Annotated in this window: 4 protein-coding genes; all 4 read left to right on the top strand. The window is 67.7% G+C overall.

What is annotated here, in order from left to right; translation table 11 throughout:
- Positions 1 to 105: 105 nt before the first annotated feature.
- The 4 genes from eccCb to OG417_RS53805 all read left to right on the top strand — a co-directional run bounded on the left by eccCb (position 106) and on the right by OG417_RS53805 (position 21,319).
- Positions 106 to 4,059: a type VII secretion protein EccCb gene (eccCb, locus tag OG417_RS53820; protein ID WP_329247614.1), complete on the top strand. Its 3,954-nt coding sequence runs from the start codon at positions 106 to 108 to the stop codon at positions 4,057 to 4,059.
- Between the two features lie 87 nt (positions 4,060 to 4,146).
- On the top strand, positions 4,147 to 5,823 hold the full coding sequence (locus tag OG417_RS53815) for a hypothetical protein (RefSeq protein WP_329247611.1): 1,677 nt from the start codon (positions 4,147 to 4,149) through the stop codon (positions 5,821 to 5,823).
- 122 nt (positions 5,824 to 5,945) lie between these two features.
- A complete protein-coding gene (locus OG417_RS53810) occupies positions 5,946 to 19,175 on the top strand; it encodes a hypothetical protein (RefSeq protein ID WP_329247609.1) in 13,230 nt (4,409 codons plus the stop codon).
- The gene (locus OG417_RS53805) at positions 19,172 to 21,319 is read left to right on the top strand and encodes a right-handed parallel beta-helix repeat-containing protein (protein ID WP_329247607.1); all 2,148 of its coding nucleotides are present in this window, start codon (positions 19,172 to 19,174) and stop codon (positions 21,317 to 21,319) included. Before OG417_RS53810 ends, OG417_RS53805 begins: the two co-directional genes overlap by 4 nt.
- The last annotated feature ends 67 nt before the right edge of the window (positions 21,320 to 21,386 follow it).

The raw sequence follows: 21,386 nt of genomic DNA, 5'->3' as shown, positions 1-21,386 counted from the left end.
CGTTCCGCTCAGCCGGAACGCGCACGCGCCCGAGGGGATACTGAGCCGGACGGTGCCGCGGGTCGTCCCACCACCGCGTCGTCCGTCTCACGCCTGGAAGTGCCCATGAGCCGTGTCCTGCTGCACCGGCCCGCCCGTGTGCTGCCGCCGGCCGTACCCACCGAGCCGATCGTTCTCGTCCCGCCTCCGGGCGATCCCCCCGCGCCACCGCCGGGTTCGTGGTTCCAGCTGCTGCTGCCGATGATGAGCGGCGTCAGCGGCATGATGTTCATGCTCTACAACCCGCGGCCGCTGTACATCGTCATCGGCGCGACGATGGCCGTCGGCTCGATCGGCATGAGCTTCGCGATGTTCCACCAGCAGCGGGCGCTCGTCCGCCGCAAGAGCCGGACCGATGCGACGGAGTACCGCGCCTACCTGCGAAGAACCGCCGCACAGGCCAGAGCCGTGGCCACGGTGCAGGCCGCCGGCGCCGGCTTCGCCCACCCGGACGTGCGCGGACGCTGGGCGATCTGCCGGAGCCGGGTACGCGTGTGGGAGCGCCGGCCCGACCATCCCGACTTCCTCACGGTACGGGTCGGCAGGGGAGACGTGCCGCTGGCGACGGCGATCGGGTTCCAGGCCACCGGCGACGGTCCGTTCGCCGCAGGCCGTACGGAGCTGCGGGCCGAGGCCGAACAGTTGATCGACCAGGTCGGGCACGTGTCCGGCCAGCCGATTCTGCTGGATCTTCGCGAGACGCCGGCGGTGAGCCTGGTCGGGCCGGGGGAGCGCACGCGGGCGATGGCCGTCGACCTCGTCACCGAGCTGACGACGTTCTGCGCTCCCGACGACCTGCTCCTGGCCGTGTGCCATCCGAAGGAGGTCGAGGACTGGGAGTTCGTGAAGTGGCTTCCGCACGCCAGGATCGGCGACTCGGTCCTCGTACTGCCCGACGGCGACGGGTTCGGGGAACTGCTCGCCGAGGACATCGAACGCCGCCGGGATCAGGCACGCCGCCGGACCTCACCGTTCACCGAGCAACCTGCCGATGAGTCGCGTCGCCGCCTGCTCGTGATCGTCGACGGCTACGGCGCCGCGTCTCCCGCCGGCCGCCTGGACATCCTGGGCGAACTGGCCGAACGCGCTTCCGCGCTGGAGGTCAGCGTCGTCTTCTGCGTCGAGGTTCAGCGCGATGAGCCACCCCGCGTGCAGACCCGCGTCCGGATCGCCGACGACGGCGCCTTCACGCTCGAGTCGCCCGACGACGAGACGACCGGACAGGCGGACCCCGCCGACCCCGTGCTGTGCACGGCGATCGCCCGGAGCCTGGCGCCACTGCGCCTGGACGACCCCGCGGCCCGTACGGCACTCAGCGAGACCACCCGGCTGGTCGAGCTCCTCGGCGCGCCCGCCGCCCGCCATCTCGACGTGACGCGCATGTGGTCCGCGCTGTCGTCGCCGTACGACGTCCTCAGGGTCCCGATCGGGGTGAGCGGGGACGGACAGCCGGAGATCCTGGACCTCAAGGAATCGGCCATGCAGGGCATGGGACCGCACGGCCTCGTCGTCGGCGCGACCGGCTCCGGCAAGAGCGAGCTGCTCCGCACTCTCGTGACGGCCCTGGCGCTGACCCATCCGCCGGACGTGCTGAGCTTCGTGCTGGTCGACTTCAAGGGCGGCGCGGCGTTCGCCGGCCTCGCCGACCTTCCGCACGTCGCCGGCATGATCACCAACCTGGCCGACGACCTCACCATGGTCGACCGGATGTACCTGGCGCTGTTCGGCGAACAGCAGCGCCGGCAGAAACTGCTGCGCGACGCCGGCGACGTCGACAACGTCCGGGAGTATCAGCGCCGCCGCGCGGCCGGCCTGCTCGGCCCCGACGCGCCCCCGCTGCCGTACCTGCTGATCGTGGTCGACGAGTTCGGGGAACTCCTGGCGGGCCGGCCCGACTTCATCGAGCTGTTCGTCGCGATCGGCCGGCTCGGCCGCAGCCTCGGCATGCACCTGCTGCTCTCCAGCCAGCGCCTGGAGGAGGGCCGCCTGCGCGGGTTGGAGAGCCACCTGTCGTTCCGCATCTGCCTGCGGACGTTCAGCTCGGTGGAGAGCAACATGGCCATCGGCACACCCGACGCGTACCATCTGCCGCCGGTGCCCGGCTCGGCGTACCTGAAGGTCGATACGACGATCTACGAACGCTTCCGTGCCGCGCTGGTGTCCGCGCCCGACGTCTCTCCGGAGGAACTGCCGGACAGCACCCCACGGCCGAAGACGTTCACCGTCGGTACGCTCACGGCACCCGAGCATCTTGTGGACAGAACGCCCACCACGACGGCGGCGGCCGGTGACGACGCCGTCGAGCGGCCTACCGAGATGGCGAGCGCGGTGCGGCGGATCAAGGCGGCCGGTGCTCCCGCGGCGCATCTCGTGTGGCTGCCTCCGCTCGACCCGAAGATTCCGCTGCAGGCGATGCTCCCGGAGCTGCAGCGGCACACGCGTCGCGGACTGCAGGTGCGCGGTGCGGAACAGGGGCCGGGCGTGGTGCCGGTCGGCGTTCTCGATCTTCCGGAGCAGCAGAAGCAACGCCCGTTCGCAGTGGATTTCGGAGGATGGGCCGGGCATCTGGTGATCGTCGGTGCGCCGCAGACCGGCAAGAGCACGCTGCTGCGCACGCTCATGCTGTCGGCGATCGTGACGCACACGCCGCGCGAGATGAACGTCTATGCCATCGACTACGGCGGCGGCAGCCTGTTCGCCCTCGCCGCGGCCCCTCACGTCGGCGGCGTCAGCGGTCGCCTGGAGCCGGAGAAGGCACGGCGTACGGTCAACCAGATCTGGAAGCTGCTCGACGAACGAGAGGAGCGATTCCGCGAAGCGGGTATCGACTCGGCCGAGGCCATGCGGGAGCGGCGCAAGTCGGGTGACCTCCCACCCGGAATCGGTGCGGACGTGCTCCTCATCATCGATGGCTGGGGTGCCGTACGCGGCGAACTGGAGGATCTCGATCCGCAGATCGCCGACATCGCCTCTCGCGGCCTGCGCGTCGGCGTTCACCTGGTCATCACGGCGAATCGGTGGATGGAGGTCAGACCCCAGCTTCGGGACAATATCGAAGGGCGGCTGGAGCTGAGACTCAACGACCCCGCGGACTCTCAGATCAACCGGAAGGCGGCGGCGAGCCTGCCGTCCGGGGTGGCCGGACGCGTGCTCACCCCGGTAGGCGACCAGGTCCAAGTCGCGTTGCCCGAACTCGGCACCTCCGTCGACGAGGTGGTCCGCGCGGCCGGGGCGGCGTGGCAGGGGCCGGTCGCACCGCGCATCCGGCTGCTGCCCGCCGACGTCAGCCTGGCGGAGATGCCCGCACCCGGCGAGGATGGTGAGGCGACCGGCGTGCCGATCGGCGTCGACGAGGTGGAGTTGGCTCCGGTGCGCCTCGACCTCGGCGAGGCGGACCCGCACTTTCTCGTGCTCGGCGACGCCGAGTCGGGCAAGACCGGCTTTCTGCGGTCGTGGCTGGCCGCGTTGCAGGCCCGCAAGGGGCCGCAGGAGGCGATGTTCCTCATCATCGACTACCGGCGGACATTGCTGGACGCGGTACGCCCCGAGCAGACCTGGGCGTACTGCGGTGCGGCGCCCGCGGCGACAGCGGCGGTCAAGGAACTGACCGAAGGCATCGTCGAGCGGCTGCCGCCGGCCACCCTGACCGCGAAGGTCCTGGCAGAGCGCTCGTGGTGGAACGGGCCGGAGTTCTATGTCGTCGTCGACGACTACGACCTGGTCGCCTCTCCGTCGGGTAACCCGTTGCTGCCTCTGGTCGACCTGCTGGCCCAGGGACGCGACCTCGGCCTGCACGTCATTCTCGCCCGCCGGGTCGGCGGCATGGCCCGAGGCGGGTTCGAGCCGGTGCTGGGCCGGCTGCGGGAACTACGTCAACCCGGGCTGATCATGTCCGGTGATCCCGGAGAGGGATCACTCCTCGGCAACATCCGCGCTACCGCCCAGCCGCCCGGCCGTGGCCTGTTGGTGCGCCGCAAACAGCGTCCGGTGCTCATCCAGACGGCTCGTCTCCCGGCGTGACCCGTGTGCGTTCCCACGGCGCGGAACGCGCAGTCCGGCGGCGCATGATTTCGCTACCACATCTGGATCTCATCGATGGGACATGGCATGACGGCGCAGTCGAACGGCCCGGTCGAGCGTGCGAGCACGCCCGAACCGGAGCGGCGTAAGGAGAATGACGGCGCCCCGGATGAGGTACCGGGCGCCGAGGGGCCCAACCGGGGTTCCAGGGTGCGGAAGCTGGGACTGGGCGCGGCAGCGGGAGCCGGTGTGGTCGCCGCCGCGGGCCTGCTCGGCGCGGGCGAGCGGGAGAACGGCTCCTTCGCGCCTCACGCGTCGCCGTCCCCGCCGACCGCACCCGCCCGGGGGGACAGCGGCCAGGGGAACACGCCGCTCACGGTAACGGATGGGTCGACGGACCCGTCCTCCCCGCTCGACGGAAACTCCGGGCAGGAACAGGGAACGCTTCCGCCGGCGGCTCCGCCGGACGTCGTGTCATCGCCGAGCGCCGATCCCGGCGTCAACCTCACCGACGGATCCACCGGTACGCCGGACCGGCATCCGGCCTCCGACCCCGTCGTGCCGGCGACCGGCGGAGAAGACCCGCAATCGGCGCCACAGGTCTGGAGCGGTCCTGACCAGCAGGCTCCCGACCCGAACGGCGAAATGTGGTCGATCGACCACGCCGATCCGAGCACGGGTGAGCATTCCAGCGGGTGGCCGGCACAGGGAAACGAAGGCTCCGCCTCGACCGCGGAGGTCCCTCTCTACGACTCATCGGGCGCGCCCGTCGGCGCGCTGGACTCCAACGGTCACTTCACTCCGCTCGGGGGGAACAGCCCGGATCCGGGAGCGTCCTCTCCCCAGGTCCTCTACGACGGTGCCGGGCGGCCCACGGCGCTGATGAAGGACTCGGGCGATGTGACGCCGTTGCCGGCGGACTCACAGGAGCCGCTGGTCGGCACCGACGGCTCCTTCGACGGCTCGTCGAAGACGGACTCCCTGGTGACGGACGGTTCCTTCGGTGACACCCAGAACAACGGTTCCCAGAACACGTTCGCGAACTATTCCGGCCAGCCGAATGACCAGGGAACGGATGGGGCGAACACGGCGCAGTCGGGCTATGACGTCGCGAGCATGACCGATGAGCAGAAGTTCGTCTATGCGCCGTGGGCCTTGAGCGATGACGCCAAGAGCCAGATCGTGCAGGACGTCTTGAGCAAGAACAATGCCGAGCTTCCTCCCGGCATATCCCAGTACCTTCCGGAACTCGGTGACGACTTCTTCTCGCAGGACACCTATCAACTGACGGACTCGGACAACAAGAAGATCGACGCGAACCTCCTGTCCGTCGCGGCGACCGCCTATGCGATGGCGGGAGAGGTCGCCGCCGACATATTGGAGCAGACACAACTGGCAAAGGATCTCGAAAGCGTCGCCGACGCGATCTCGAGTGACTGGGTGGCCAAAATCATGAACATAGACGTGAGCAGCGTGTTCGACGGCGACGTCGATCTTGATGACTTCAAGATGAAATTCGACTCTCTTTACGATGGCCAGAAGCAGGCGACGCGGAATGTCATCGATGCGATATACGACATGGGTGATGGGCTCAAGAAGACGGCATCGGCCTACTTCGCCACAGAGCAGGCGAATCTCAAACAGTTCAAGCTGACGGCCAAGGACCCGCGGCCACCTGAGGATCAGCGGAGATACGTCAACGGGGAAGACAAGTATGAGTATTACAAGACCAAGATGAGAAATCTCGAGGAGTCGATGGAGTAGCGGTCATGGGCGACTCGAACTACCCCGCTATTGCAACACCTACCCCTACGCCTACTCCGACTCCGCCGTATCCTGCGAATTCCGGTGAGGCGTACGAGGTGGCGTGGCATCACGTGGCATGGGTGAACGAACGTATCAAGCCGCTGCGGGATGCGGCGCAGAAGTTCCGCGACTTCGCCGATACGATCGATCCGCACACCAAGACGGCCAACGACTATGTGACGAACGACCTCAAGGTGTGGAAGGGTGACGCCCGGAACGCTTTCGTTACGCAGTGGCTCGATTATTTTGGCGGTATTGACGCCGGAAATTGGAAACCAGCCCTCCCTGAGCTCAAGAAGATGAGCCTCGACACCGCCAAGGCCATCGACGACCTGGCGGAGGCGGTCGGCTCGTTCCTCTATACCCGCAAGCTGATCGAGGATATCGACACGTTCGTCACGTGGGGATCGGTATTCATTGCCGTCGCTTCGCTGGGAATCGGCCTACTGGCCGGAGGGCTGGTCGACATCGCGGTCCAGGCCGGCCTCCAGGTACTTAAAACCACTGCGCTCGGCATTCTCAAGAACGCCGTTTTCGCGATCGCGAAATCATTCACGCTGAACGCCTTGAAGCAGCTCATCACTCGCGCTTTCCTCGGCGCGCTTGTCGGCGGTATCACGGATCTCGCGATTCAAGGCCTCAAGCAGGCGACATGGTATGTCAACTATACGGTCCCACTTAACGGGAAATACGACGATTATGTTCCGGATCAATATAAATTCAATCTTGCCGAGGTCTTCGAGTCCGCGGGGACGATGGCGCTCACCGAAGGGTTGTTGCATTTCACCTCGCCTGCGGTAAAGAGCATTCTCAAAGATACGGGAATTGAGAAGACCAAGTGGCTCTCCACGCTGATCAGTCACTTCTGGGCCGGGCTCACCGGCGGCGGCGCCGACACGATCTTCCAGGCCGGTCGTAATTTCAACGCGGCCGTCAACGGAAATCCCCAGCAAGGATGGAACTGGGAGGAGTTCTGGCTGAACGTCGGCATGGGGACTGGCATGGATCTTCCCCATGGCCCGGCGGCACCGCACGGCGACATACTCACCGTGCATGGCCCCGGTGACCGCACGTACACGTTCAACATCCATGGAGACGACTACCGCTTCGTCGACCCGAACACGGGAAAGGAGATCGGCACCGGGATTCTCGACAACTCCTACGCGGGAGAGCCACGGATCCATGTGACATTCGACGACGCCAAGATGACCTGGCCGGAGTACAAGACGCCGGGGAGCTTCGACATCGGCCTGAACGGATCGAAGGTCGACGTCGTCACCCATCAGATCCAGATGGCCGGAGTGGAGAACCCGAAGACGGGTGTCGTTTCCCCGCAGAAGGTCATCACGGAGACGCACGCCTCCTACCAGGTTCTCGCGGACGGGACGACCGTCCGAACCGGTCAGGTGGAGACGTACTCGCATGGCGCGATCCGGGCGATCGACGGGTCAGGGCACCCGGTCGAGACGCAGTTCTTCACCCAGGAGCCGCTGCGCGTGGACCCGAGCACCGGCCAGATCATCACCGGACCGCGGTTGCCGAGTATCGACGCGCCCGGTGAGGTCGTCATTCCCCGTGAGTCGACGATCTCGATCGACGAGGCGGGGCGGGTGACGCACGCGATGACACCCGGCTGGGACGGCACGCACGCCACGCTGTACGCCTTCGGCGAAGACGGACGCTTCGGCACGTACGGTATCGCCCACCGAGGCCCGGACGGCAAGGTCGTGATCGATCCGCCGGAGCGGAGAAGCGGCGAACAACCGGTCGGTATCGACGTCGACGACCCGAACGCGGCCAACGGGAAGTCGCCGGCGATCAGCGACACCGGGTTGGTCACCGACGCGCAGGGCAAGGCCCTCTTCCAGATCACCACGGAGGGCAATGTCTCCAACATCCGGTTGGCCGTCCCGGACCCCGCACAGATCAAGCACGCGACGGTCGCGCCGGGAGAGATCCTTGGAAAGGGCGGAGACGCGTCCTCTCCGGCCGCGTCCAAGCTGCCCCGGCTGATCACCGGCGCGCACTCCGCCGGGCTCCGTGCGGCGGTCGACGCGATCGACGCGGCGCGTCGCGGGGAGAAGGCCCATTTCACCATCGATGTGCCGGGCTCGCAGGACGGCGTCCGGGTGGACGTGTCGGTTGATCCGGCCACGGGCGCCGTACGGCTGAAGCTGTCCGCGGACGGCCTCGGCGGGCTCGATCGTCGCGCCGTGACACGGGCCGTGGAAACGGCGCTGCACGAGATGGCCGACGCGAGCGGCACGCCGCTGCACGTCGACACCGGGGGCGTTCTCGACGTACCGAGAAACGGGTCCGACCTCGTCTTCCACTCTTCCGGTGACCGGCCCGCCGCCGTCTACCACGTGCTGGAGTCGATCAAGTCGGCCGTGGAGTCGGGCGAGCAACGGCTGACGCTGAACCTCGGCGATGACATCCGGGTGGAGTTCACCACCCGCGTCGAGAACGCCGGGACCCGCGGGGAGACGGTCCGGTTGACCGACGTCGCCGCCCTGCGGGGTACCGAGCCGCTGCCCGCCCACCAGGTGACACCCCTGCTGGAACCGGCGCTGAAGGACGTCGCCGAGTTCACCGGACGCACGGTCGAGTTCGACGAGGGGGCGGGGCATGTCGCCGTCTCCCGGCCGTCCGACGTCGGCCGCTCCGGGCCGCACTACGACACGATCGGCTTCTCCCCGCTGGACACCGGGGCACCGCCGGTGATCACCAAGGTCCCGTCGGGAACCCCGCTGCCCGGCTGGGACGCTCCATGGAGCACCGCGTTCGCCTCAGGCGCGGAGACCCTGCCCGAGATCTCTGTGACCGTACGCCACGGGGCGGGATACGAGACGATCCGGCTCACGGGAGAGGTCGACCGGGAGGCCGGCGAGATCCATGCGCGTTTCGCAGGTGACCTCGCGGATGTCGCGGCGGCCCTGAGCCGCCCGGAGCTTCGCGGAGCGATCCTGACGGGATTCGACGGCATCCTCAGCGGTTTCGCCGAGACACTGGGTTTCCGGGTGGTGCTCGACCCGTCCGGGCTGGAGCGCCATTTCCGGGGGGCGGTGTACGAGCCCGTTGGCGGTGTGCGCGGCATGACCGAGCACGGACCGATCGCCCTGGAGCGAGAAGAGGTCGCCGAGTACGTCGCCGCCGTGCAGCAGACCGGCGGGCGGATCGAGCCCTTCACCTTCCCGATTGAACATGAGGGCACGGTGGTGATGATCAATGTCGCGGGCGAGATCGACACCGCGACCGGGAAGGTGCTTTTGCTGCTGAGCGCCGGCGATGGCGCCGGGTCTTTGGCCCACATGCCCCAAGACGTGGTCATGAGCCAGGTCAAGGAGGCCGTCGGGGACATCGCTGACCGTGTCGCCACCCGTGAACCGGAGGCGGTACGGATCGCGATGGAGCCACGGCTGGGCGCCATCCTCGCGCCGGAGGACGCCGCCGCACGTGTCTACCGGCTGACCGACGAGGACGTGCGCCGGATGATCCTCGTCGACTTCGAGGTCGGGAAGCCGACCACCGTCGAGATCAACGAGCCCGGTGAAGCCGCCTACCGGGTGACGTGGACGTCGCGGATGGAGCGGGGCGCCCGCGGAGACGCCCGGCTCGTCCTGGAGGATCCGGTGGTCGAGAAGGCGACGCCCGAAGGGCACCACGTCGTGCCGCTGGAATCCCTTCCCGAGGCCCAGAAGATCCGAGAGGCGATCGTCCAGAAGCTGCGTGAGATCTCCGGTCTGGACGTCGAGGTCCGCGTCGCCGACGCCGTGTCCGTCCCCGAAGAGGCGCCGAAGGTGGTGCCGAGGATGGCGGACGAGATCGAAAAGAGCGCGTCCGCCCCCAATGAGGGCTTCGTCGAACAGGTCGAGAACAACGCGGAGAAGACGCCTGCCGTCGTTCCCGAGGCGGGAGGCGGGGGGAACGAGAAGCCGCCGAAGCCGCCCGAGGTCGACGTCGAGGAGCAACCGTCGGTCGATCGGCAGGACAACTCGGGCGGTCAGGAGGAATCCAAGCGACCGCCGGAGGTGGAGCTCGCCCGTCGGCAGGCCGAGCTGGAGATCGAGGAAGAGCGCCTCAAGAAGGAGCTGGCAAAGGAACAGGCGGACATCAACGCGCAGCTGTCCAGCGAACAGGCGAAGATCGCGAGCGAGACCGCCAGGAAGCTCGAGGAGATCCGGCGGCTCGGCGAAGAGCGGCTCGCCGAGAGCAAGGCCAGGGAGGCCGAGGACCAGGCCGCGGTCGAGGCCATCGAGAAGGAGATCGCCGAGCTCAACGCGAAGATCGAGGAACTCCAGGGGACCGGTGTGGCCGAGCAGGCGAAGGTCTCCCCGCTTCCCGCCCCCGACTCGTACGTGTCGGTCGAGCCGGAGCCACCTCACCCTGCGGTGTCGGACGAAGTGCACAAGTCGCGTGAGTTCCCGCCGGACGAGCAGCAGGACATCGCTTCAGAGGCCGAGGCGGAAGAACACCAGGAGCCGGTCGAGTCGGAGCCGCAGAAGTCTGTTCAGGCTGACGAGCCTGTTGAGCAGACGCCCGGGGAGAACGAGGGGCAGTACTACCACTGGGTCGCCAAAGACGGCGATTTGAAGTTCGAGGGCACGGGTGGCGGACTTACTCACGCGAACGAGCACATCGAGGGGAACGCCGCGCACCCGGCCGATGTCCCGCGGACGCGAAGCGACGTCCAGCATGCGTCGCCGACGCCGAAGCCGCGGGCGGTCCCGGAACTGGCCGCCGAGATCGAGCGGCAGCAGAGGCATCTGGAGACCCTGCAGTCGAAGATCGAGGAACTCGGGCTTCGCCCGATTAACCGGATCAGTGCGGCGATCGACTTCGCCTGGCGGCTTACCAGGACTTATGAGGAGCACCTCACCGAGCTGCGGAACGCGTTGAACGCCTTCGACGAGGAGGCTGGGCGGGTACCGCGTCCGGGCCGTGAGGACGTGCCGCACGAGATGCGCATGCGCCGGGACCGCCTCGACCGTCTGGTCGCACAGGGGCAGAAGCACGCCGATGAGCTGTTCCGTCTGGAGGCCATGGTCGACCGGGCGAAGTCGCGGCTGGAGCTTTCCGACGAGCTGAAGGCCGACATCGCCGCCGTGGATGAGCTGTTCGCCGATTTCCAGGATCCGGCCGAACTGCCCGCCGCGGATCGAGCGCGGCTGGAGGCCATGAAGGCGTCCGTCGTGGACGCGTTGATGGTCCACGATTACATCACCGGCCATGAGCTGGGACGGCTGGTCCGGGGCGAGGACGGCGAGTTCCTGCTGCGCGAAACCGACCCGGCGCCCCTGGCCGACCAGCAGGCCCGCCGGCTGGAGACGAAGGTCCGCGAACTGCGTTCCGAGCTGGCAGAGGCTCAGGCGGCCGACGACGCCCGGCGGATCGTCGCCGTGGAGAAGCGCTTGCGGAAGGCCGAGGCCGAGTTGATCGTCGCGCTCGACCGTGAGCACGGCGAACGCATGAAGATGAAGCTCCACGAGCTGATGACCGGCCGTGAGCCTGGCGCCGACGACTACCGGAGAGCGCGCGCGTCGCGGCTGTCGGCCGCCGAGCAGCGGGTGCGTGATCTGCGTTCGGAGCTCGGCGATCTCGACGCCCGGATCGGCCGGTCCGAAGGTGAGACCCGCAGGACCCTCATCGACCAGCGCGAGGCCAAGCTCGCCGCGCTGAAGACCGCACTCGTCGAGCGCGAGCGGTACGAGCGCGCGGAACGCCGTTACTACCAGCACAACCCGCGGCTTCTGGAGATCGAGCCGGAAGTCGTGGATGAGGAGATCAGCCGCTTGGAGCGGGCGATGGCGGAGGCGCAGGGCCGCCGAGACCACGTCGCGGTGAACTCTCTCGCCGACGACGTGGCCCGCCTGACCGACCGGCGGGACTGGTTGATCCGCAGGCGCGCCGTCAATCATCTGCGGTCTCACATCGACGCGCTCCGCCGTCCGATCAGGGCGTACGAGAACTGGATCGAGGAGGCGCGCGTCAAGGTCGCCGACGCCCGGCAGGCCTTTGACAACGCGGCGGCCGAGGGACGGGCCGCGGACGTCGCCAAGCTGGAGACACCGCTGCGCAAGGCGACCGAGGAACTGCGACGTCGCGAGCGGGAGGCCGCCACTGCGGTGCCCGAGTTGGAACGGCAGATCGAGCCACGGGTCGACGAGCTGGAGACCGCGATCAAGAAGGTGCTCGGCGCACGGCGCGCGTTGCGCCCGGTACGCGCCGAGCTCACTCGCATCGGCGACGTCGAGGCACGCCTGCTCGAAACGGGGGAAGCCGCCCAGTTGGAGCGTAGGTACGCCAAGGCGCGCTACAAGCTGGTCGACGCGTTGCGGAAGCTGGAGTCCGACGGCTGGACGTCATTCGGCCAGGAGATGCTGGAGCGTGCGGTCAGCGATGACGCGGCGTTGAACACGCTCGTCGAGAAGGCCATGAGCATCGGCGATGCGGAGGTGATCAAGAAAGAGGTAGGGGTCCACGGGCCGGCCGATGTGCGGGGGCCGGCGCCGGAGCCGGATCCGTACGACAGGTCGGTGAAGGCGGCCATGGCGAGCCTGTCCAAGGCCGATCGGAAGATCGCTCTCCAGACGCGGCTCCAGGAAAAGGCGGACCGGCTCACCGAGGCCGGTTCGCCCAAGGCGGGGAGGCTGCGGGATCGGGCCCGTGCCCTCCAACCGGCGATCGATCGGTTGCTCGGCTCAGCCGACCAGGTCTCCAGGTCGCTGAAGGGCGCCGAACACGATCTGTACAAGCTCGATCTCGACTTCATGCGAGCGGTCCTCGACGACGCCCCCGTTCTCGAAGGGAACTGGACCGGCGACATCGCCGAGATGGCCAGAAGCCACGTCTCCGGCCGGTTCGGTGCGACGCTGGCCGACCGGATGGATCTGGAGGTCCGGACGCGGCAGCATCAGACGTACATCGCGCTGCTGTCGGAGACGCGGGAGGAGACGGCCCGCCTGGAGGAACTCCGGGCCACCCGGCCCGCGGGAAGCAACGCCCTGCGGGCCCAGACGGAGCGTGTCGCGTCGTTGCATCGGCTGCTGGACCACTGGTCGACCGGCGACGACGGTAGTCCGACCCTGCACGCCGCCGGCGGCCGCGAACGTCTCGCCGCGTACCTCGGTGAGACGATGAGCGCCGATCACCGTCCGTTCGGCACGGACCTGTGGAGCGACACCGTACGGCTGGCCCGCAGAGTGCTTCAGGGCAAGCACGTCGTGATCGATCCGCTCGGTGATCCGCGCACCTGGGGAGACCAGGTGAAGATCACCGAACTCGATGTGCCGGTCACCAAGAAGATTCACCTCACCCATCGCGAGGCCATCCGGGACTGGCTCACCGGACGCCAGCCCTGGCCCGACATCGTCGGCGGACGGTTGCCGGTCGATTCGAAGATCCTCGACCGGAGGTTCGTCGTCGAGACGCCCGACGGGGTCCGGTTGGAGGTCTCCGTCTACAAGCATCAGGCACTGATGATCGACAGTGGCCTGTTGACCGAGGGCCGGCACAGCATGCTGCGCATCGACGGCGGCCTCGCCGACGGCAAGATTCCCTACTGGGCGATGACCGGGCCGCACACCGCGTTCGAACTCGGGCCGCTCACCGTGAAGTTGGGCCTGTCGTACGGCCCGCACCTGGACCTGCAGTACATCCCGGCCCTCCGGCGGGACTTCTACCTTTTCGACCAGGTGGGCAGGGAGACCGTCGAGGTGAAGAAGCTCGCCGACCCGTACGAGAGCGGGCTGCCGAAGCGGTGGTCGTATGAGAAGCCCGCCATCGGTCTCAGACCCGCCGACGACGTGCAGAAGACGGAGCAGTTCTATGTGAAGTGGGGCATTCAGGGGCAGGCGGTCCCGATCGTTCAGCTCGCCCCGACGATCCACGGAATCGCTCCGATGGACCGGCCGACGCTCATCCAGTTCGGCGGCGTCGGAGTCATCCAGCTCACCGGCGAGGTGGCGCACCTCGGCGACCGGATCGACTGGACGGCCGGTTTCGAGGGGCTGATCGGCACTTTCGTGAGCCTTCCCTACGACATCAACGGCTTCCCGCTTCAACCGCCGACGAAGTGGTTCCTCGGGTGGGACTCGAGCTGGGGAACGGTGCCCTGGAACCGGGTTCTGACCTTCGACGTCAAGCCCTATGTCGAGCACTACGGCCCGCGGCTGCTGTCCAGGCTCCCGTTCGGGCTCGGTGACGGATTCCGCGCCCGGCTGGACGCCGTGGAGGCGGCGGGAAAGGCCGCCGAGGCGGCGAAAGAAGCCGAGCGCGCCCGGATCCAGGGCCTGCTCGACGCTCTCAAGCGTCCCGAGAACATCTCCGTCGCTTCGTCGTCGCTCGAACAGGGCGAGCATTTCGAGGTCGGTCCGCAGGAGCCCGCCGTTCCGCGGGGGCGGGCGATGGTCACGGGCCCGCTCAGCGAGGCGGAGTTCGTCCCCGGCGAAAAGGGACCGATGACGGACCTCAACGGATCGGACATCTCCAAGGTGCGTCCGACGACGCCCGACCATCCCGTGCACCCGGCGGTCGTCGACCTCTCCGAGCGGAAGACCCTCGGCAGAGTCCAGGTCGACGAGTCGAAGGCGACACCGCTCCGCGGCGTCGACCTGGCGAACGGCGCGAAGATCGAACGTCGTCATCCGCCCGGCGGCTTCCACCTGACGGGTCCGGAGCTGGAGAAGTACGCCCGGATCATGGTCGACCGGATGTACCACCCCGAGAAGTACTCCGGCGAGGGAGCGGTGTTCGTCCGTCCCGCCACCGCGACCGAACCCGCGAAGATCATCGTCGCCGAGAACGCGGGATCGTCCGTCGTGCGGCCACCCGAGGGATGGGTGGTGCTCATGCATCACCACCCGTACGGACACGCGGGCGGGCGCCTGCCATCCAGCGCCGACGTGTTCTCCACCCGTTACACGGCGCAGAACTTCCTGTACGTGATTCACCACGCGTCGAAAGACCCGAACCATCGGGCCATGTTCGTCCGGATCACCAGGGAGGCTCCCGAATTCAACTGGCCGCACGACATGATCGAAGAGCTGGTCGTGCCCTCGGTCGACCCGCTCTACAGCGACGCACTGGTGGCCCGGCAGGCGGATGTCGACATTCGGGCGGATGTCGATTTCGCCGATGTCGTCGACGACGTCGAAGAGCTGTTGGCGTCCTCGCACATCGACCCGGCGGTGGCTCGCGAGCGCTTCCACGCCCTGCTGGACGCGACGGGCGAGATCGTCGACCGATCGCCGTACGCCGTGCGGGAGCACACCCTCCTGGACGGGCTGCGCGCCGATGTCGACCGGCTGACCACGGCAGGCCACCTGTCCGAGCATGACGTCGAGTCGCTGCGGCAGGTCATGAACGAGGTACGCCGTGCGGGGGTGCGGACGGCGAACGTCCACAAGTTGAACGTCGACGTCACCCACCCCGGCACCCTCGCCCGCGCCGAGGACGCCCGAGACTACGTCGCCTGGCTGCGGGAAGAGCAGGTGCCGAGGCGCATCGCCAACGCGATGGGCGAGGACAAGATCAAGTTCCGCCTCAAAGGGCAGGACACCGGTCTGCTGGGCATGCGCCTGACACGGAACATCAGGATCGTCATCGATCAGGCCATACGCCGCCTGTCTCAACGTGTCGACCTGAACATCTACACCCCCGCCGAGGTGAGTCGGCTCAACGCGCTGGGCAAGGCGCTGGAGGAGTACCGCACCCACTGGGAGGACACCGAGTACGCCCTCGAAGCCGTGTATCTCGATCGCCTCAAGCCGGACAACCAGGTGGTGTATCCGCCCTCAGCGGAGGCGATCGCGCGGGTGGAGCGTCTCCACGCCGACCTCACCAGCTTGCACGACGTGCTGGACGAGTGGAGGGCCGAGCTGGCTTCGGGCGAGTCGCACGCGTTGCAACCGATCGATTCGGCCCCGTCGCGCTCGGCGAACGACTGGACCAAACCGATGACCGAACGCGCCAAGGACCTGCCGGACGTCGAGGACGACGCTTTCGCTGTCGCCGAGCACGAGGCGGCCGGCGCGTCGGAGGGCCCGCTACGCGTCGAACCGATCGCCGAGACCTCGTTCTCCGAGCTGCCCGAACGCTACGCCGCGGCGTTCGCCGACCCGCACCTCGCGGCACGGCACGGGGCGCTGATGGACATGCTGCGAGCCATCGAGAACGAGTACGCGCGTACCGGCGACGTCGGTCAGCGAGACCAGGCACTGGTCGCCTGGCGGACGATGGCCGAAGACCTGGAGAAAGCGCTCCGCTCGCCCGTCGCCGGCCTGTATGAGCGGCATGCCGCTCTCTTCGCCGCCGACGAGGCTGTGTGCGCCCGGCTCTCCGCGCTCCACCAGGACTACGAGGCGATCCACGCCGCCTACGAAGAGAACTCGCTCGGACGCGCGGAGGCACTGGCCGGATGGCATGCGCGCGCCGATGCCCTCGTCGCCGAACTGAAGTCGCGAGCGCCGGCGGAGGAGAAGGCGATCATCCAGGCCACGCCGGGAGGTAAGGGGGGCCTGCCGAAGTACCCGGGCGCGCAAAGGTGGTCGCGGAACAACGGCCTGACGCCGCGCAGCCCGAAGGTCACCGGGCCGCTCGATCCGTTCGGCGACGGTAAGCCGCTGCCGCCCGGCGACTACGGCCCGAACAACCCTCCACCGGGTGACGTCTATCCCGATCTGCCATGGCAGGCGCCCGGCGAGATCGTGGACATGCCGGACGTCGACCCGTCGGCGGTGCTCCGCACCGACTCCCCGGAGTTCGAACGGTTGTGGAAGGCACTGTGGCAGCTGAACCTCCAGACCCATCTCGAGCACAATGTCGTCGAGCTCCACGACGGAAGCTTCCACATCGTCAAGGCGGGCAAGTACGCGATGCTCGACACCCCGTCGCTGGGCATCGAACGCGTGTGGATGCACGTCCATCCGCACTGGCTGGCGGCGGGTGGACCGTCTCTGGGAGACCTGAGAGTGCTGGGCATGTCGCCCGGGCAGACGAAGGCGATCCTCATCGAGAACGGCCTTCTGCCGTATGAGTACGAGGTCCCTCCGGAGGTACGTGCGGCCCTCGGCCTGCCGGCCATCTCCCAGACGGTCGACTTCATCTCGCGGATCGACGCGCTACGGCATCTGCTGACCCTCCCGGACGACGAGTTCGCGGTACCCCTGCCCGAGCTCGTCGCCGCCCTCACCGAACATCATGCGAGCCTGCCCCCCGACCCGACGCGTGCCGGTCTGATCGGTGCCCTGGCCGACGTCGTCGACTCTCTCGGCGAAGCGCCGTCGCCGGAACTGCGCGCGGCGCTCCGGGAAGGCCTCGACGCTCTGGAGGCCAACGTACGAGGCAATCCCGCGTCCCCGCTCGTCGACCCGCTGTCCCCGCACGTGCATCCGTCGCTCGGCGACCGGCTGAAGGCCGACTTCCTCCGGTTGACGAGCCGGCGGTCGGCGGAGCTGCGTGATCCTTACCTGCGGGAACTGTACGACCGCTTGGAAGAGCGGCTGTCCGCCATCGAGGCCGAACACGACCTGTCCGAGTACGTGGGGCAGCGGTCGGGTTCTCTGGGAGCAGCGATGACGGCTTGGCGCGGTGAGGCGGAGTTCCTCCAAGAGATGTTGGACTCGCCGATCGCCCGGCACTGGGATCGCTACGAGAGCGTGCTTCTCGAGAACACGAGGCTTCGGGCGAGGCTGAAGTCCCTCCACGTCAACTACGAGAGCCTCATCAATGCGGTTCATGGCGAGGAAGTGCGCCGCGATATCGATCCGATGAATGGTGAGAGCCCAAAACTCTGGCACGACCAGGTTCGGCGGCTGACCGCCGAACTGCGGGCTCGATCGGGTGAGGTGAACGTTCCGAAGAGATCCCGCCTTCCGCTCATCGACGAGATACGTGATCGTGTGGTGCGATCGTCGTCGCAGGCTCTTCCGGAACGACCGGTCACCCGTCGGCTCTCCCTTTCTGAACTGGGACTCACCGACGAGCTGGATCTGACCCCGCATCGGGACGTTCCCGTGGTCGAGGACGTGGCGAACGACCTGAACCCACGCGAAGTAGAGGCATGGGACCTCGACGTGGATTTCGTCGGCGGTGAGGAGGCCATACGGAGCCTGCTCGCCGAGGGGACCGAACTGACCAAGAAGGAGTGGCAGCATCTGCTCAGCCGCCTGAACGACGAGATGGCCAATGGCAAGGGATGGGAATACGCCGGAGAAATCTGGCCCGGCGATCCGGGAGAAGCTCTCGAGGTGAAGACGCCCGAGCTGTCGCTGGTGGAAGGGGGGCCGGAGGACGTCGGCACGCTGCCGACCTCCCGAGTGATAATTCACAGTCACCCCTACGCATACAGTTTTGCGGATATGGTCAGTGCTGCGGACTTCATCACTATGCTGGACAATCCCTACTCGCATGAATACGTCATCGAGCATGCGACCGTGAGCGGAGAAGATCGGGCGCGTATCCTCCGCTACGACCGAGATGGAAAAGTCGTAGAGGTTCTTCCGAGCGAGGTGGAGACGCCCCGGCTCTCCGAGGCGTATCTTCCGCTCCTGGAGCGCCTAAAGGAGATCAATAGGAGGATCTCGCTGCTCCGTTCCGCCGACGTTCCGATCGAGGGGCTTCCGAGGCGGGACGCGACCTCGGGCGTGCCGGGTGCCGGCGACTCGCTGCTGGTGGACCTCGGGATTCGTGAGGCCGACGCGCGCGATCAGCGGGCGGTCCTCGCGGTGCTGCGTGAGATCGACTCGTGGGGAGCGGCCGGGGAGCCGGACGACCTGGTCGTGTTGGCGACGAGTCGCCTGGACGCGGGGGAGCCGATCACGGACGCGGAGATCAATGCCCTGAAACGCCACTTTGAGAAGGCGGAGAACCTCTTCCGCGCGGAAAGACGCCTACTTCTTGGAGAGCTGGAAACCCCGGCGAGGCTGTCCCGGGCTCAGGTCGGTCTCGATTATCTGGAAAGACTCATGTACAACGGTCACGCTTCGGCTCTGATTCGCGAGATCGTTCGAGAGGAGCGTATGGGAGTCGGGCTCCATGATTACGTCTGCTCGTTCATCGTGCGTAGCATAAAAGATGCGATCACGGAGATTCCGGACACCCCGGAATGGAGTGCCAGGGGCAGGCGGATGGTCGAACTCCGCAATCGGGAGTCCGAAGTCATGGACCTCTTGGACAAGCTCCGTTCCGGAGAGGTCCTGACGCCCCACGAGACCAATCTGGCGGTACGCGTCCGCGACGCGCTGAGGGTCGCCCATGATCTGTTCTTGTTCCATCGGCTACCGGATGTGGGAGAGGTGGCCGCGTCATGACGGCTCATGACCTTGCCGATCTCCGGCCCGCGGGCGGCGCACCCGCTGGACGTACGTTGCGGGTCGAGCGGGGCAAATGGGGCGGGTTCGCGTCGCTGGGCGCGGCGATGGACGCCGCCGAGGACGGTGATCGTCTCGTGGTCGTCGCAGGGACGTACGTCGAGAACGTAGTGATCGACAAGCAGGTGACGGTGGAGACCGAGGGCGACGTCACGCTGGCAGCCCACCGTGGCGTCACGCTCACCGTCGGAGGGGACGCCTCGATCGACGGGATCTCGCTGAAGGGCGGGGACGCGGCCGAGCCGGTACTGCTGGTGACCACAGGTCGCCCGGTCATCGAGAACTGTTCGATAACCGGCGAACATGCCGGGGGAGTCGCGGTCGAGGGCGGTGCGGAGCCGACGCTGAGAGGTTGCGCGATCAACGCGGCGGGATTCGGCATCGTGATACGCGACGCCTCCCGCGGCACAGTGGCGAGATGCGAGGTGACCGGCCGACGTGGCGGGATCCTCGTCACCGCGGGCGCGGCGCCGGAGGTGACCGGATGCGCGTTCGACCGCTGTGGCGGCAACGGAATCTATGTCACCGGCCGGTCGAAGGGCACATTCGCGTCCTGCACGATCACCGACGCCCGGCAACCGGCGATAGCGGTCGACGGCGGCGCGGATCCGGTGGTGCGGGACTGCACGGTCCGCGGCGGGACGGCCTATGGGATATGGGTGGACGAGGACGCCACCGCCTTGATCACCGACTGCCGGATCGAGGATGTCAGGGGACACGGCGTGTACGTCTCCCGTGGCGCCGATCCGGTCATCCGCGCTGCGACCATCAGGGCCGCCGGGGACGGTGTCGCCGTGTCGGGGGCACGCGGCACCTACGAGGACTGCCTCGTACGCAACGTCGGTGGGAACGGCTTCACGACGAGCGATGGCGCGGATCCCGTCGTTCGCCGTGCGATGATCTCCGATGTGGCCGGGCACGGCCTGCACCTGGCCGCGCGTGGGACTTACGAGGAGTGCGTGATCTCCCGTACCGGCGAGGCCAAGGCGGCGGTACGCATAGCCGACGGCGGCACGCCACACCTACGGCGCTGCACGATCTCGCACATTCCGGCTGGAGGCGTGCGCGTGGAGGCGGGGGGCGGCGGCGCTCTGGATGACTGCCTGATCACTGACACCCGCAACGCGGCGGTCGCGGCCCACGGTGGTACCAACGGTGACGGCCGCTACACGGTCGCCCTCGGCGCGCTCGCCTTCGATGCGATGACCGCTCCCGACCTACCGGCCGTCGCGGCGGCCTCGGACGTCTCCCGTGACGGGGCGGACGACGCGGCAGACGACGGAATCTCTGAGATCGACCGGCTGCTCGCCGAGCTCGACGAGCTGATCGGGCTCGCGCGGGCCAAGCAGGAGGTCGGGGACCTGGTCAAGCTGACGCTCGTCGCGAAGCAGCGGGAGCGGGCCGGGTTGCCGCCTCCGCCGCTCAGCCGGCATCTGGTGTTCGCCGGCAGCCCCGGCACGGGCAAGACGACCGTGGCGCGCATGTACGGGAAGATCCTCGCGGCGCTCGGTGTGCTCACCAAGGGGCATCTCGTCGAGGTCAGCCGGGTCGACCTGGTCGGGGAGTACGTCGGGCACACCGCGCCCAAGACGCAGGCGGCGTTCGACAAGGCGCGTGGGGGTGTGCTTTTCATCGACGAGGCGTACATGCTCTCCTCCGGCTCCGACGACTTCGGGCGGGAGGCGATCGGGACGCTCGTCAAGCTGATGGAGGATCACCGGGACGAGGTCATTGTCATCGTCGCCGGCTATCCGGACGAGATGGACCGGTTCCTGTCCGTCAACCCCGGGCTGGCGTCGCGGTTCACCCGCACGATCACCTTCGAGGACTACTCCTCCGAAGAGCTCGTCACGATCGTCGGCGAACAGGCCGGGAAGCTGCACTACGAGCTGTCCGAGGAGACCGAACGGGCGCTGCTCGGCCACTTCGCGGCCATCCCGCGCGACCGGCACTTCGGCAACGGCCGTACGGCGCGGGTCGTGCTCGAGGAGATGATCCAGCGGCAGGCGCGGCGGCTCTCGGCCGTGGCCGAGCCGAGCCGTGCGGAACTGCTCGCGCTCCTTCCCGCCGACCTCGGCGCCTAGTGCGCAAAGCGGGTCACCATAACGCGCACCCCTTCTCCGCAGAATGAGGCGCGGGGCGCATCGGCGT

The organism is Actinoallomurus sp. NBC_01490 (assembly GCF_036227085.1).
GTDB lineage: Bacteria > Actinomycetota > Actinomycetes > Streptosporangiales > Streptosporangiaceae > Actinoallomurus > Actinoallomurus oryzae.
This window is presented reverse-complemented; position numbering and strand designations above follow the sequence as displayed.